Source organism: Shouchella rhizosphaerae (assembly GCF_036700015.1).
GTDB lineage: Bacteria > Bacillota > Bacilli > Bacillales > Bacillaceae_D > Shouchella > Shouchella rhizosphaerae.
In genome coordinates, this window is sequence record NZ_CP144921.1 from 3,589,707 (window position 1) to 3,604,691 (window position 14,985).

Below are 14,985 nucleotides of genomic sequence, written 5' to 3' on the forward strand. Positions count from 1 at the left end.
TTTCCCTTGGATCTTCTTGAGAGGTTAAACCTAGATATGAAGACTGCGATGAAGAATAGAGATAAAGACAGGCTTTCTGTCATCCGTATGGTGAAGTCCTCATTGCAAAACGAGCAAATTAAGCTTGGGCGCGATTTGGCTGAAAGCGAGAGCTTAGCTGTTCTTAGCCGGGAAGTCAAACAGCGTAAAGAATCCCTCCATGAATTTCAACAAGCGAATCGTGAAGATCTAGTAAAAAAGCAGGAAGCGGAGCTATCCGTGCTGAACGAATATATGCCTGCGCAATTGTCAGACGATGAATTAGAAGCAATTGTAAAAGAGACAATTGCACAAACAAATGCTACCTCAAAAGCTGATATGGGGAAAGTCATGGGCGCAATCATGCCAAAAGTAAAAGGCAAAGCCGATGGTGCCCTCGTTAATCGCCTTGTTATCAAGCATTTAACGAATGAATCGAACCAATAAAACCTCTGCTGTTAAGCAGAGGTTTTTTACTATCCTAATAATAGAATTGTTTGGTTTTCTCAGGATGGCGTGATACACTTTTTTATGAAGGAACTGAAACCTTTAGGCGAATGGAATCGTACATAAAGTAATACCTGGAAAAGGAGGAGGATAGACGAGTGGGCAAGTGGATGAAATTCGCCTTAGTGTCCTGGCTGCTGGCGTGTGTGCTTTTGCCGTTTCAGGTGCTTGCCAACCAAGCCGACTCAAAGAACGCGTCCATTTATGTAATTCCGATTGAACAAACGGTCGAACGGGGCCTTGAAGCCTTTCTTGAGCGCTCATTTTCAGAGGCTGAAGAAAACGGGGCGGACCATATCATTCTGAATATTAACACCCCAGGAGGCGCTGTCGACGCAGCTGGCCATATCGCCAATATTATTAATAGCACTGATATTCCTGTTACTGCCTTTATCAATAGTGAAGCCATTTCAGCAGGCGCTTATATTGCTTTAAATGCAGATGAAATCATCATGGTACCGAATGGCCAAATTGGGTCTGCTGGCGTGATTGATGGGGCTGGCAATGCAGCAGAAGAGAAAACCCAGTCTCTTTGGATCAGCCGCATGAAGACTGCCGCTAGTGAACATGGCCCTGAAGGCGGGCGGAATCCTGATTATGCCGAGGCGATGGCAAATGCTGAATTTGATGTAGAAGGGTTCCCTTCCGGTTATCTGACGCTAAACGCCAAACAGGCATATGAAGTTGGCTATGCTGAAGCCATTAAGGATGATTTAGCAGGTGTACTTGATTATTTGGGCTACGATGAAGAGGAAGTCCATGTGACAGAAGCGAATGTGAGCATTGCTGAACAGATTGCTAGGTTTGTGACGAATCCAATTGTCATTCCGATCTTGCTTTCGATTGGCAGTTTAGGCTTAATTATGGAACTGTATTCGCCAGGGTTTGGCATTCCTGGCACTATGGGGATTAGCGCACTGCTACTGTTCTTTTTTGGCCACATGGTTGCCGGTTTTGCTGGCTGGGAGTCCCTCATTTTAGTTGTTATCGGAGCAGTGCTACTTGGTGTGGAATTTATGGCGCCAGGGTTCGGCATATTTGGCCTTCTAGGAATTGGTTTAATTGTCGGCGGATTCTTTATGGCCTCTTTTTCGACGACGGTCATGGTTTTTTCAGTCGGCATTGCCTTGTTTGTGTCTATAGTGGCGGTCATTGTCTTGTTCGTATTCTTTGGGGACAAAGGACCTTGGAAAAAGCTTGTCTTATCCGCCCAAACGACAGCAGCAGAAGGGTATCTCTCTGCAGAAACGAACAAAGCACTTATTGGAATGGAAGGCAAAGCGCTCAGCGTCCTTCGACCAGCCGGCATTGCTCTAATTGGAGACGAGCGGCTTGACGTGGTTTCTGAAGGGGGCTATATTGAGAAAGGCAGTTCACTTAAAGTGATTCATGTATCCGGTGCCCGTGTTGTTGTGCGGAAAGTAGAGCCGGTACAGTCATTAAAGAAGGAGGAGACAGACTAGATGATGAACGATTCAACGATTTTCGTTTTGATTGCCATTGCACTTGCAATCATTTTAATTGCGATCTTGTTTACGTTTGTGCCAGTCGCACTGTGGATATCCGCCATTGCGGCAGGAGTGAAAATCGGTATTTTTGAACTTGTTGGGATGAGGCTTCGTCGGGTTGTGCCAGCGCGTGTCGTCAACCCGCTCATTAAAGCAGTGAAAGCGGGCCTTGATTTGGATACATCCCGATTGGAAGGGCACTATTTGGCAGGGGGGAACGTCGACCGTGTCGTTAATGCCTTGATTGCAGCCCAGCGTGCCAATATTGATTTAAGTTTTGAACGTGCAGCAGCAATTGACCTTGCTGGACGTGACGTTCTTGAAGCTGTGCAAATGAGTGTAAACCCGAAAGTCATTGAAACGCCGTTTATTGCCGGTGTAGCAATGGATGGAATTGAAGTGAAAGCGAAAGCGAGAATCACTGTTCGTGCCAACATTGATCGCCTCGTCGGTGGCGCCGGTGAAGATACGGTTATTGCCCGTGTCGGCGAAGGCATTGTTTCAACGATCGGTTCACAAAACGATCATAAAAAAGTTCTTGAAAATCCTGACATGATTTCTCAGACCGTTCTTTCAAAAGGGCTTGATTCAGGAACAGCTTTTGAAATCTTATCGATTGATATTGCGGATATTGATATCGGCAAAAACATCGGTGCAGAATTGCAAACAGACCAAGCGCAAGCAGACAAAAACATTGCTCAAGCGAAAGCAGAAGAGCGCCGTGCAATGGCTGTAGCGAAAGAGCAAGAAATGAAGGCGCGCGTCGAAGAAATGCGCGCGAAAGTGGTGGAAGCAGAGGCAGAAGTGCCAATGGCTCTTTCCGAAGCACTCCGTCAAGGCCATATGGGCGTCATGGATTATATGAATTACCAAAATGTAATGGCGGATACGGATATGAGAGATTCGATCAGCAAAGCATCTGGAACGAAAGAGGAACAGCATTCGAAAAATGACCCTCGCAACCGCAACGTCGACAAATAAACAGGAGGGGAATTGAATGTCCGGTTTATTTGATTTTCTGTTTGCCAATCCGTTCCTTGTGATTATACTTGTTGGTGGACTGGTCAGCCTTTTCTCGCGAATCGGTCAGGCGACTCAACAACAGAACAATAGAGGCGAAGAATCAGAACAGCCTCCTGTCGAACAACGGCCGCAACGAGAACCGGTACAAACGCAGCCTCGCGTCGATCATAGACAGCCGAAGCAGCAGGAAATACGCTGGGAAGACTATTTTCCGCAAGAATCTGCTCCGCCTGCTCAACCAAAACCAGACATTCAACCTGCACGTGTTGAAGCAAGTGAGCGCGCCCTGGAGAAAACAGAAAAACTCCAGGAGCGCAGACGCCAATTGCAAGAACGTGTCAACAGGTTTAAAGAGGCTGAACAGGATTTAGCTTCTAAAAAAAGGGACGAGGCGAATGCTGGTGACCCCCTTGATTTAAATCTGTCTCATCTTTCTGGTAAGGAAGCGATGAAAGCAGTTGTTTTGGCGGAAATTTTAGGCCCGCCTAAAGGAAGGAAATTGGCAAAATACCCTCGTAGACAGTATTAATAAACAGCATTTCAGCTTGATATTGTCGACTTTGTCGGCAACCTCGCCGCAGCCCCCTATAGGGCTGCGGTTTTTTGTGCTATTTCCCTTCATTGATTCATAGACTCGTTAGGAGAGGGGGCTGCCAAATGAAAAAGATGACGAGCCGAATGAAAAACTGGATTGCCCATCACATGCAGCTTCCTGCTGATGTCCTCATGGATTTGCCGCGAATCACAATGATCGGCCAGCTGCATATCTACATTGAAAACCATCAAGGTGTACTCCGTTTTTCGAACCAGGAGCTTCGCCTTCTTTTAAAGCAAGGTCAGTTGCTAATAAAAGGAGATGGGTTTGTATTAAAAACGATTTTGCCCGAAGAGTTATTGTTGGAAGGGCGGATCGATGAAGTGCTGTTCATTGATGACAAAAAGAACCGTTAAGAAAGGAGCCAGACGGAGATGCGAAATGATTTCCTTAAATCATTTATTGGGTCTGTTACGGTAGAAGTGGCTGGCCAATATCCAGAAAGGCTACTGAATGCATGCCTAAAGAACAACATCCATGTCTGGAATGTCCGGCATGGAGGCAATGACAACATTCAGTTTGATGTAGCGTTGAACGATATTGCAAAAATCCGTGTTCTCTTTCGGCATTCTGGATGTAAGACAACCTTTACAAAACGATCTGGTTTGCCTTTTTTTATGAAAAAAGTAAAAATCCGCGCCGGGTTTGCCATTGGGATGGTGGCCTTTTTCATGCTCATGTTGTTTTCGTCGAGCATGGTATGGGGGATTCACATTAAAGGAGCGTCCCCCCACGTCGAACAAGAGCTGAGGGAAGTGATCGACGAAATTGGCATTAAACGAGGCGCTTTTCAGTTTAAATTACCCCAACCCGACGAAGTGCAACGCATTGTAACGGAGTATATCGATGAGGCCACATGGATTGGAGTGCGCAAAAAAGGGACGACCTTTGAATTTGAGGTAGTCGAGCAAGTACGCCAAGAAGCGCCTGAGTTGTTGAGTCCCCGTCATCTTGTTGCCGCAAAGAAAGCGGTCATCCATAAAATGTTTGTTGAAGATGGCAAAGCGGTGAAGAAAACCAATGATTTTGTAGAAGAAGGCGAATTGCTTGTATCCGGATTTATTGGCGCTGAAGGAAAAGAACAGACTGTAGCGGCAAAAGCATCGGTAATCGGTGAAATATGGTATACTTCTTCTGTAACTGTTCCACTCGAAAACACATTTGCTTCTTTGACAGGCGAGCAACAAAGCAAGCGTATGCTTGTATTAGGGGACATAGAGATTCCTTTTTGGAACATAAAAGAACCGGATTATGAGACGTATGAGACGTTTGAACAGGAGACGGAGTGGTCTTTGTTTGGCTATCGTTTGCCGATTCAGTTCCGTACGATCGATCAGCGTGAAACTTTGGAATTTACTCGCACGTATACAAAAGAGGAAGCTGTTGCAGTCGCGAAAGAGGAAGCGCGCCGGGAGTTAAGAGAGAAAATTCCAGAAGATGCGGAAATCATGTCTGAACATGTTTTGCAAGAAGCGGTCGAAAATGATAAAGTTTCTTTAATGATTCATTACCAAGTTCTAGAAGAAATTGCACGTGAAAAACCAATTATCCAAGGAGACTGAGGCGATTGTCTGAAACATCTTTAATCCAGCTAGGCGCAAAAGACGCTCGTATTACACAAGCGCTATACGGGCCAAATGACCAGCATTTGAAACGATTGGAGGAAGAGTTGTCGATCCAACTTGTTACAAGAGGCGAAGCAATATTAGCGATTGGTGAAGCAAGTGAAATCGAGCGTGCCGCCAATGTCCTTCAAGCGCTTGAACAAGTGGTGGAACGGCAACAGCAAATAAGTGAGCGTGATGTCTTGTATGCTGTACAGCTAGAAGCGGCTGGCAAGCTGGAGGAACTTCATGATTTATACGACGAAAATATTGCAACGACTGTAAAAGGGAAAAATATCCGCGCAAAATCACTTGGCCAAAGGCACTATGTATCGACGATTAAAAAGCATGACATGGTTTTTGGTGTCGGCCCAGCGGGGACGGGCAAAACCTATTTAGCTGTCGTCATGGCTGTTGCTGCCTTAAAAGAGGGCCATGTGCAACGAATTGTTTTGACTAGGCCTGCTGTTGAAGCCGGAGAGAGCCTTGGTTTCTTGCCAGGGGATTTGAAAGAAAAAGTGGACCCTTACTTGCGTCCCATTTATGACGCACTCCATGAAGTTTTAGGCGTGGAGCATACAGCAAGGTTAATGGAAAGAGGGACGATCGAGGTTGCGCCGCTTGCCTATATGCGAGGGCGTACACTGGATGATGCATTCGTCATTTTGGACGAGGCCCAAAACACAACCGAAGAGCAAATAAAAATGTTTGTTACTCGGTTAGGTTTTGGTTCGAAAATGGTTATAAACGGGGACTTGACACAAGTGGACTTGCCAAAAGGCAAGCGGTCTGGCTTACAAGCAGCATTGGCAAAGCTGAAAACCGTGAAAGGCATCGGTTTCGTTTACTTGCAAGCAAGCGACGTGGTCAGGCATTTGCTTGTCCAACGAATCCTTGAGGCGTATGAACATACAGAAAACGAGCAGTAACCAAAACGTTTTTGGGTAGAAAGCGAGGTGACCAGCTATGGCTGCAGACAAACGTAAAGCGCCTTCCACTCGTGCATGGTGGCGAAAAATAAAACACCAACCTTATATTCGTGTAACCATTCTTGCAATACTAGGCGTTCTGATTTATGTATCGATGTTAGACAACGTCATACCAGAGCGGCTAAACGTAAATTTGTCCGAGCCAGCGGAGCAAGATATTCGTGCACCTATGACGGTAGTGGACCAAGCGGCAACGGAGCAGCGAAGGACAGAAGCGATCGCCAGCATTGATTCCCAAATGAAGCACAATACAAAATACGAAGAAGACAGAGTTCAGCAAGTCAATGATATCTTTAGCGTAATTGGAAGTGTGAGGGGAGACTCAGCCGAGCTGGAAGGAGAGGAGGACAGCGATGACCAGGACGTGCCTCTTGAAGATCAAGTTGAACGTGTGCGCGCTGATTTCTCTGATACCACAAATGCTGATTTGCAAGATGAAACGATCGTCGCCTTGCTTGAGGCTACGGATGCCCAATTTCAATTAGCCCTTGACACCTCGGTAAATACAGTTCATGAAACGATGAGCCAACAAATTCGCGTTGGCGATTTGCAGGAGGTAAAACAAGAAGCGCGAGACCAAATTGATAGCATTTCGACGCTCGTTTCTGATGTGCGCCATGCTGTCGCTGAAATTGTTGACATGGCAATTGTGTTCAATGTTACATATGATGCTGAAGCAACACAACGATTAAGGCAGGAAACATCTGAAGCGATCGAGCCTGTTCTCATTCGCGAAGGGGAGCTAATTGTAAAACAAGGGGACATCGTTAACCATCAAGTTTACGAACAGCTCCGCCTTGTCGGCTTGCTTGATGATTCTTTAATCATTTATCCATACATAGGGCTAGCCCTATTTGTTTGCATTTTGATCGCGGTTTTAGCCTATTTTTTAAACGATTCGCAAACGACCGTTGCCACTGACAACTCCCATTTGCTCATGTATGCGATCGTCTTTACCGTGATTGTGGCATTAATGAAAACATCGAGTTACTTAGAGAGCCTATTGATGATAAACGGATTTGGGTTTGTTGTCCCAGCTGCAGCAGGAGCAATGCTCCTTACATTATTGTTGCAGCCAAAAATCGCGATTGTTTCTAGCTTTTTGTTTGCGATTATTGGCAGTGTTTATTACAATCACGATTCGACGAGCACATTTTCATTTACGTATGGCTTCTATATATTTATAAGCTGTTTAACGGCTACTTACTTTTTAAATAGCACGAACAAAGCTACGCGGATTTTGCGTGCCGGTCTGTTTGTTGCTTGCGCGAATATTATCACGGTACTTGCGCTATTATTAATGAAAAGCATCCATTTAAATGTAATGGAGATTGGCTTGCATTTTTCAGCAGCATTTTTGTCTGCATTTGTAGCTGCAGTGCTGACAATTGGATTGTTGCCATTTATTGAAACAGCTTTTGGGATTTTATCAGTTACAAGGTTAATCGAACTCTCGAACCCGAACCATCCGCTTCTGCGGAAAATCTTGACTGAAGCTCCCGGGACATACCACCATAGTGTGGTTGTCGGCAATTTGGCTGAAGCCGCTTGCGAGGTGCTCGGGGAAAATGGGTTGTTAGCCCGTGTTGGCTCTTATTACCATGATCTCGGGAAAACACGGAGGCCCCACTTCTTTATTGAAAACCAACTTAAAGGCGAAAATCCACATGATAAAATTTCGCCCCAACTTAGCAAGACCATTATCATTTCCCATCCTTACGATGGGGCAGAATTGCTTAGGCAACATAAGATGCCTAAGGAGATTGTTGACATTGCCGAACAGCACCATGGCACAAGCTTGCTGAAGTTTTTTTACCACAAAGCAAATGAGGATGCGGAAAAACCTTTGCCAGAATCACAATTTCGCTATCCTGGGCCAAAACCGCAAACGAAAGTGACGTCAATTATTTCGATTGCGGACAGTGTAGAAGCAGCAGTTCGTTCTATGCAAAAACCGACCCCTGATAAAATTGAAAACTTGGTAGATAAAATTATTAAAGATAAACTGGAGGATGGGCAGTTTGATGAGTCCGATCTGACGCTAGCCGAATTAAACGCCATTAAAGTTTCCTTATGTGAAACGTTAAATGGCACATTCCATCAACGAATCGAGTATCCAGAAGAAAAGCCTAAAGGAGAAAAACCATGATTGATGTGGAATTAAATGATGAAGGGCAGTTTCTTTCAAGCGAGCAATTGCAACTAGTTAAAGACGTCCTAAACCATGCTGCGCAAGAAGTGAGCTTGTCCCAGCAAAGCGAAGTGTCGGTGACATTTACTACGGAAGAGGACATTCACGAGTTAAACCGCGAACATCGAGGGATTGACCGCCCGACGGATGTACTGTCATTTGCTTTAAATGATGAGACAGGCGATTTTGATCCAACCTTTCATGAGGAGCTGGGCTTACCTAATTTGTTAGGGGACATCGTCATTTCAGTCCCCCATGTCGAGAGGCAGGCTGCTGATTATGGCCATTCGTTTGAACGGGAACTTGCTTTTCTTGTTGTTCATGGCTTTCTTCATTTGCTTGGCTACGACCATATGAACGAGGAAGAGGAAAAGCAAATGTTCACTAAACAAGAGGAGATTTTACAATCCTATGGGCTTGGGAGATCGGAATCATAAAGGAATCCGCCGCTTTTTGCATTCGTTCCGTTATGCAAGCGCAGGGCTCATTGATGTCATTAAGCATGAGCAAAACATGCGTATCCACTTAATTAGTGGGGCGGTTGTATTGATTGCTGCTTGGGCGTTGTCTGTTTCCATTGAGCGGTGGCTCGTGCTTTTGCTTGTGGTCGGCGGTGTATTGTCATTGGAAGTGATGAATACGGCAATTGAACGTACCGTCGACTTAGTGACGGAAGAATACCGCCCTTTAGCAAAGCGTGCAAAAGACATTGCTGCCGCCAGTGTGTTCGTGTTCTGTATCTTTGCTGCGGTAATAGGAGTGATGATCTTTTTTCCGTACTTGCTCGAATTATTCCAGTAAGAAGGAGTCGGTGCTAAAATGGATGCCGAAACATTAATGCAACATGCGATCACAGCAAGGAAGGACGCCTACGTCCCTTATTCATCGTTCGCTGTAGGAGCGGCTTTGCTCCTTGAAGACGGTTCAGTTGTCTTAGGGGGAAATATTGAAAATGCAGCATATAGCTTAGCGAATTGCGCTGAGCGGACTGCTTTGTTTAAAGCATATCGAGCGGGGCAAAAGCCATTTAAAGCAATGGCAGTTGCAGCAGACACACCAGGACCAGTCTCGCCGTGCGGTGCATGCAGGCAAGTGCTGGCCGAATTGTGTCCACCAGAAATGCCTGTGTATTTATGTAACTTAAAAGGAAATGTGAAACAAACAACAGTGGAAGAATTGCTGCCTGGATTTTTTAAAGCGGAGGATTTATATGAAGCAAAAAACAACAACATTTAAATCAGGGTTTGTGTCCATTATTGGCAGGCCAAATGTTGGAAAGTCAACCCTTTTAAACCGGGTGATTGGCCAGAAAATTGCCATTATGTCAGACAAGCCGCAAACAACACGGAATAAAGTGCAAGGCGTGTTGACACGAGACGACGCGCAACTTGTCTTTATGGACACGCCTGGCATTCACAAACCGAAACACCGGCTAGGCGACTTTATGATGAAAGTCGCAAAAAATACGCTCCGCGAAGTGGATTTGATTTTATACGTGGTGGAAGCGGATGCGAAATTCGGCCCTGGTGAACAGTATATTATCGAACGACTTCAGGAAACGAAAACACCGGTGTTTTTATTGATTAACAAAATTGATAAAGTTTCTCCAGAAGAATTGCTTAAAGTGATTGATTTGTACAAAGATCGTTATCCATTTGCAGAAATTATCCCGATTTCCGCATTGGAAGGGAATAATGTGCCAACGCTTGTCGAACAAATTGTGGAGCACATGGAAGAAGGGCCGCAATATTACCCGGCAGACCAAGTGACGGACCACCCAGAACGGTTTATAATTGCTGAGCTTATTCGCGAGAAAGTGCTTCATTTGACGAAGGAAGAAATTCCACATTCTGTCGCTGTAGTCATTGAACAAATCAAAAAGCGGGACAATGGCAAAGTATATGTTGGCGCCACTGTCATCGTCGAGCGTTCGTCGCAAAAAGGCATTATCATTGGCAAACATGGTGCCATGCTAAAAGAAGTCGGCCAGCTTGCCCGAAGCGACATTGAAGCGCTGCTTGGTTCTAGCGTCTATTTGGAACTGTGGGTGAAAGTCCAAAAAGACTGGCGTAACCGACCGTCTCAATTAAAGGATTATGGTTTTAATGAAAATGAATATTAACTGGGAAAACAATGGGTTCAAACTGGGCGTTTGACCATTGTTTTTTTATGTCGCCTGATTTATGATTAAACAAACAATCTGATAAAATTAACCAAATTAAAAAAGTCAAGCGCAGGCAATTAACAATATTTCCATCGAATGGGCGATGCGGATAAGGGAATGATACAACCGAAGACTTAAGGAGAGGGAGGCGTTTAACATGCTTGTTCTAACATGGAAAGTGTTTTCGCAAACGGGCAACGTTGAAACATACCTGCTTCATAAAGAGTTGGAGCGGGACATGGAAGTGCAAGAAGAAACGGCTTATGAACCAGATGATTTATCGGATTCAACCTTATCTTAAATCCTGTTGCTTGCTGTAAGGATGGACCATGTTAAAAAAACAAGATGCAATCGTGCTAAAATCAATTGATTACGGCGAAACGAATAAAATCGTAACTCTTTTTACAAAAGAAGACGGCAAACTTGCTGTTTTGGCGAAGGGGGCAAAAAAGCCTAACAGTCGCTTTGCCGCTGTCACACAGCCGTTTGTTTATGGAAGTTACTTATATTTTCAAGGAAACGGTCTTCCCTCTTTAAGCCAGGGGGAGGCCGTCGATTCATTTAAAGAACTGCAATTTGATATCGTTAAATCGGCTTATGCGGCTTATATAACGGAACTTGTCGACAAACTGACGGAAGAGCGCAAACCGACGTTCTTTTTATTTGATTGGCTTCTGCTGGCGTTGCGGCAAATCAACACCGGACAAGACGCGGAAATAATTGCACGAATCATGGATATGAAGATGCTTCCACTAGCTGGAGCAAAACCGGAGCTAGATTGCTGTGCCTGTTGCCGCTCGGAGACCCGTGATCCTGTTGCTTTTTCAGTTGCTTATGCTGGTTTTTTGTGCAGCAATTGTATTCATAAAGACGAGCGCGCTTTCCCAATCACTCTACCATTTGCCAAGTTGTTTCGAGTGCTTTATTACGTCGATTTGACGAAAGTAGGCACCATTTCTGTGAAAGCTGAAACGAAGCGGCGGTTGGAATGGATGATCCGCACCTACTACGATGAGTATGTGGGGGTACAGTTAAAAGCGCGCCGCTTTATTAGCCAACTAGACAAAATGGGCGGCTTAAGCAGTGACGTTGACAAGTAGGGGGAGCAAGCGTATAATGTGGATACGATTATAGGTGCAGTGACGGAAAAAAACAGCATTTGCCGTCTGGTTTATAGCGACTTTGGGAGGGTGGAAGCCAAAGAGCCAGAAAATGTTGGAGGCGCTTCCTGAGCACATTCGGAAGAAAGAGATTAGACGCTTATATGAAGTTGAGGCCTCTCAGGCTGATGTCCGAGGCGCACTTAAGCGTTTAATAAGTAGGGTGGAACCGCGGGTGAACCTCGTCCCTACGCCAATAGGCGTAGGGGCGCTTTTTTGTCTTCTACGCTGAAAAAGGAGGAAGTTGATCAATGAATGTACAAACAATGATTTTAACGCTCCAATCATTCTGGGCGAAACAAAATTGCATTATTTTAAATGCGTATGACACCGAAAAAGGGGCAGGCACGATGAGCCCCCATACGTTGTTGCGCACCATTGGCCCAGAGCCTTGGAATGTTGCGTATGTGGAGCCATCCCGACGTCCTGCTGATGGGCGTTATGGTGAAAACCCGAACCGGCTTTACCAACACCACCAGTTTCAAGTCATTATGAAGCCGTCTCCATTGAACATCCAAGAGTTATATTTGGATAGTCTTCGGGCATTAGGCATCGATCCTTTAAAACATGACATTCGGTTCGTAGAAGACAACTGGGAAAACCCAACGCTCGGGTGTGCGGGCCTCGGCTGGGAAGTATGGCTAGATGGGATGGAAATTACCCAATTTACGTATTTCCAGCAAGTAGGCGGCATGGAGGCCAATCCTGTTTCTGCAGAGATTACTTATGGATTAGAACGATTGGCCACATATATACAAGATAAAGAAAATGTATTTGACTTGGAGTGGGTCGAAGGGTTCACCTATGGCGATATCTTTTTACAGCCAGAGTATGAACATTCTACGTATACATTCGAAGTTTCTGATGTAGATATGTTGTTTGATTTATTTTCTACTTATGAAAAAGAAGCAGAAAGAGCGCTAGCGCGCGATCTTGTTTTTCCTGCGTATGACTATATTTTAAAATGCTCCCATAGCTTTAACTTGCTTGATGCTCGGGGCGCCATTTCCGTAACAGAAAGAACCGGCTATATTGCCCGGGTTCGCACACTCGCTCGAAAAGCGGCGCGCAAGTACTATGAAGAGAGAGAAAAGCTTGGCTTTCCTATGCTTAAAAAGGAGGACGCCCACGATGAATAAGCCATTTTTACTTGAACTAGGATTGGAGGAGTTACCGGCTCGTTTTGTTACGCCTTCCATTACACAGCTCGCTGAAAAAGTGCAAGCATGGCTTGATGATAAAGGCCTTTCGTACGGAGAAATCCACTCTTACGCTACGCCAAGAAGGCTGGCTATACTCGTTGAAGATTTGGCGGACCGGCAGCCTGATATACATGATGAATCGAGAGGGCCTGCCTTAAAAATTGCCAAAGACGAAAGCGGCGCTTGGACAAAAGCGGCGCTTGGATTTGCGAAAGGACAAGGAGTAGAAACGAGCCAGCTGGAAATAAAAGCGGTAAATGGCACTGATTATGTGTTTGCCAAAACACATAAAAAGGGTGAAAAAACAAGCGTGCTATTGCCGGAACTTAAAGAATTGATTACGGGCTTAACATTTCCAAAAAGCATGCGTTGGAACACCTACTCCCTTCGCTATGCTCGGCCGATCCAGTGGCTTGTCGCTCTCTATGGCGAGGACGTCATTCCTTTTTCAATTAACGGTATCGAAACAGGTCGAAACACGACTGGACACCGTTTTTTAGGGGCTGACTTTCCATTAGACAATCCAATCGAGTATGCGGACGCCCTGAAACGTCAATATGTCATTGCCGATGCCGAAGAGCGAAAAGCAGCGATTGTAAGTCAGTTAAAGCAAATGGAGGAAGAGCATAGCTGGGTTGTGCCAATAGATGAAGCGCTTCTTGAAGAAGTGACACAATTAGTCGAGTATCCAACTGCGCTATCAGGCTCATTTGACGATTCGTTTTTAGCTTTGCCGAAAGAAGTATTAATTACAACGATGCGTGAACATCAGCGTTATTTTCCAGTAGAAGCGAAAGATGGCCGTTTGCTTCCGTACTTTATTACAGTGCGAAACGGAAATGAAGAATATATTGAAAATGTCGCCAAGGGCAATGAAAAAGTGTTGCGTGCTCGCTTGTCTGATGCTGCCTTTTTTTATCATGAAGACCAAAAGATTTCTCTTCAGGCAGCAAACGCTAAACTAGACAACATCGTTTTTCATGAAGCGATTGGTACAATGGGCGAAAAGGTAGCCCGTATCGGCGAATTGTCCAAATGGCTTGCAGGTGAGGCGAACTTGGGTGCCCAAGAAAGGCAAACAGTGGAGCGTGCTGCCGCTATTGCCAAGTTCGACCTTGTGACTTACATGGTTGGCGAATTCCCAGAACTACAAGGAAGAATGGGTCAGGAATATGCGGAAAAAGCAGGAGAGACCCCTCAAGTAGCGAAAGCGATTTATGAGCAGTACTTGCCTCGCTATGCAGGGGACAAAGTGCCTGAAACTGAAGCGGGTGCAGTGTTGGCGCTTGCCGACAAACTCGATACGGTCGTCTCTTGTTTTTCCATTGGCTTAATCCCCACTGGCTCACAAGATCCGTATGCGTTGCGCCGCCAAGCAACGGGGATCATCCACATTCTTCTCCAAACTGAAATGCCTTTGACACTTGAAAACATGGCTGTTCATGCGCTTGATTCCATTGCAAAAAAAGGGTTTATGACAGAAAAAGTCGAAACGACCAAGCAGGAATTAATCAGCTTTTTTGCGAATCGCTTGAAGCATGTCATGCTAGAAGCTGGCTTTCGCTATGATATTGTTGATGCGGTGCTTGCCGCTCCGCTTGTCGATGTTTATACGATGTTCGCCAAGGCAAGGCTGTTAACTGAACGTGCGGAAGACCGGGAGTTTAAAGAAGTGACCGAAAGCTTGAGTCGTGTCACAAATTTGGCTAAAAAAGCGCCAAAAGGTGTTTTCGTTTCCGAAAATCTGTTTGAAAATGAAACGGAGTCACGCTTGCTTGCTGCTACGCTAGAGGTCGAGTTCGGCTTGGCTGAGGCTTGGAAGGTCAAAGATGCGTATGCCGCTTATCAAGCGTTGGCTCAGTGTCGTGCCACGATCAACACGTTCTTTGACCATACGATGGTGATGGCTGACAATGAAGCCACTCGCAATAATCGCCTTGCGCTGCTTGACCGATTGGCGAAATCAATCCAGTCCTATGCTGATTTTCAAAAGATCGTCTTCTCGGCCTAAGATTATTGGCACT

The 14,985-nt window shown here is 45.3% G+C and carries 16 protein-coding genes; all 16 read left to right on the top strand.

Features of this window, described 5'->3' with window-relative positions:
- Positions 1-6 precede the first annotated feature (6 nt).
- The 16 genes from V5G21_RS17745 to glyS all read left to right on the top strand — a co-directional run bounded on the left by V5G21_RS17745 (position 7) and on the right by glyS (position 14,972).
- Positions 7-465, top strand: a complete 459-nt coding sequence (locus V5G21_RS17745; RefSeq protein ID WP_011246514.1) for a GatB/YqeY domain-containing protein — start codon at positions 7-9, stop codon at positions 463-465.
- Positions 466-623: 158 nt separating this feature from the next.
- Positions 624-1,988, top strand: coding sequence for an NfeD family protein (locus V5G21_RS17750; protein WP_011246515.1), 1,365 nt, complete (start codon positions 624-626; stop codon positions 1,986-1,988).
- Between the two features lie 3 nt (positions 1,989-1,991).
- The gene (gene floA / locus V5G21_RS17755; RefSeq protein WP_011246516.1) at positions 1,992-3,014 is read left to right on the top strand and encodes a flotillin-like protein FloA; all 1,023 of its coding nucleotides are present in this window, start codon (positions 1,992-1,994) and stop codon (positions 3,012-3,014) included.
- 16 nt (positions 3,015-3,030) lie between these two features.
- Positions 3,031-3,585, top strand: coding sequence for a hypothetical protein (locus V5G21_RS17760; RefSeq protein ID WP_035203961.1), 555 nt, complete (start codon positions 3,031-3,033; stop codon positions 3,583-3,585).
- A 128-nt stretch (positions 3,586-3,713) separates the two neighbouring features.
- Positions 3,714-4,007 carry a sporulation protein YqfC gene (gene yqfC, locus V5G21_RS17765; protein ID WP_011246518.1) on the top strand — a complete coding sequence of 98 codons (294 nt, stop codon included), beginning with the start codon at positions 3,714-3,716 and terminating at the stop codon, positions 4,005-4,007.
- Between the two features lie 18 nt (positions 4,008-4,025).
- A complete protein-coding gene (yqfD, locus tag V5G21_RS17770; RefSeq protein WP_011246519.1) occupies positions 4,026-5,213 on the top strand; it encodes a sporulation protein YqfD in 1,188 nt (395 codons plus the stop codon).
- 5 nt (positions 5,214-5,218) lie between these two features.
- Entirely contained in the window at positions 5,219-6,184 is a 966-nt protein-coding gene (locus tag V5G21_RS17775; RefSeq protein ID WP_011246520.1) for a PhoH family protein, read from the top strand.
- A gap of 37 nt (positions 6,185-6,221) precedes the next feature.
- A complete protein-coding gene (locus tag V5G21_RS17780) occupies positions 6,222-8,393 on the top strand; it encodes an HD family phosphohydrolase (protein WP_011246521.1) in 2,172 nt (723 codons plus the stop codon).
- A complete protein-coding gene (ybeY, locus tag V5G21_RS17785) occupies positions 8,390-8,872 on the top strand; it encodes an rRNA maturation RNase YbeY (protein WP_035203969.1) in 483 nt (160 codons plus the stop codon). The genes V5G21_RS17780 and ybeY overlap by 4 nt, the downstream gene beginning before the upstream one ends.
- Complete coding sequence (locus tag V5G21_RS17790) at positions 8,847-9,236, top strand: diacylglycerol kinase family protein (protein WP_011246523.1); 390 nt, start codon at positions 8,847-8,849, stop codon at positions 9,234-9,236. The genes ybeY and V5G21_RS17790 overlap by 26 nt, the downstream gene beginning before the upstream one ends.
- Positions 9,237-9,254: 18 nt before the next feature.
- Positions 9,255-9,671, top strand: coding sequence for a cytidine deaminase (gene cdd / locus V5G21_RS17795; protein WP_011246524.1), 417 nt, complete (start codon positions 9,255-9,257; stop codon positions 9,669-9,671).
- Entirely contained in the window at positions 9,646-10,557 is a 912-nt protein-coding gene (gene era, locus V5G21_RS17800) for a GTPase Era (protein ID WP_011246525.1), read from the top strand. Before cdd ends, era begins: the two co-directional genes overlap by 26 nt.
- 199 nt (positions 10,558-10,756) lie before the next feature.
- A complete protein-coding gene (locus tag V5G21_RS17805; protein ID WP_011246526.1) occupies positions 10,757-10,900 on the top strand; it encodes a YqzL family protein in 144 nt (47 codons plus the stop codon).
- A 28-nt stretch (positions 10,901-10,928) separates the two neighbouring features.
- Entirely contained in the window at positions 10,929-11,699 is a 771-nt protein-coding gene (gene recO / locus V5G21_RS17810) for a DNA repair protein RecO (protein WP_011246527.1), read from the top strand.
- Positions 11,700-12,010: 311 nt separating this feature from the next.
- The gene (gene glyQ, locus V5G21_RS17815) at positions 12,011-12,898 is read left to right on the top strand and encodes a glycine--tRNA ligase subunit alpha (RefSeq protein ID WP_035203976.1); all 888 of its coding nucleotides are present in this window, start codon (positions 12,011-12,013) and stop codon (positions 12,896-12,898) included.
- Positions 12,891-14,972, top strand: coding sequence for a glycine--tRNA ligase subunit beta (gene glyS, locus V5G21_RS17820; RefSeq protein WP_095293622.1), 2,082 nt, complete (start codon positions 12,891-12,893; stop codon positions 14,970-14,972). The genes glyQ and glyS overlap by 8 nt, the downstream gene beginning before the upstream one ends.
- Positions 14,973-14,985: the final 13 nt, after the last annotated feature.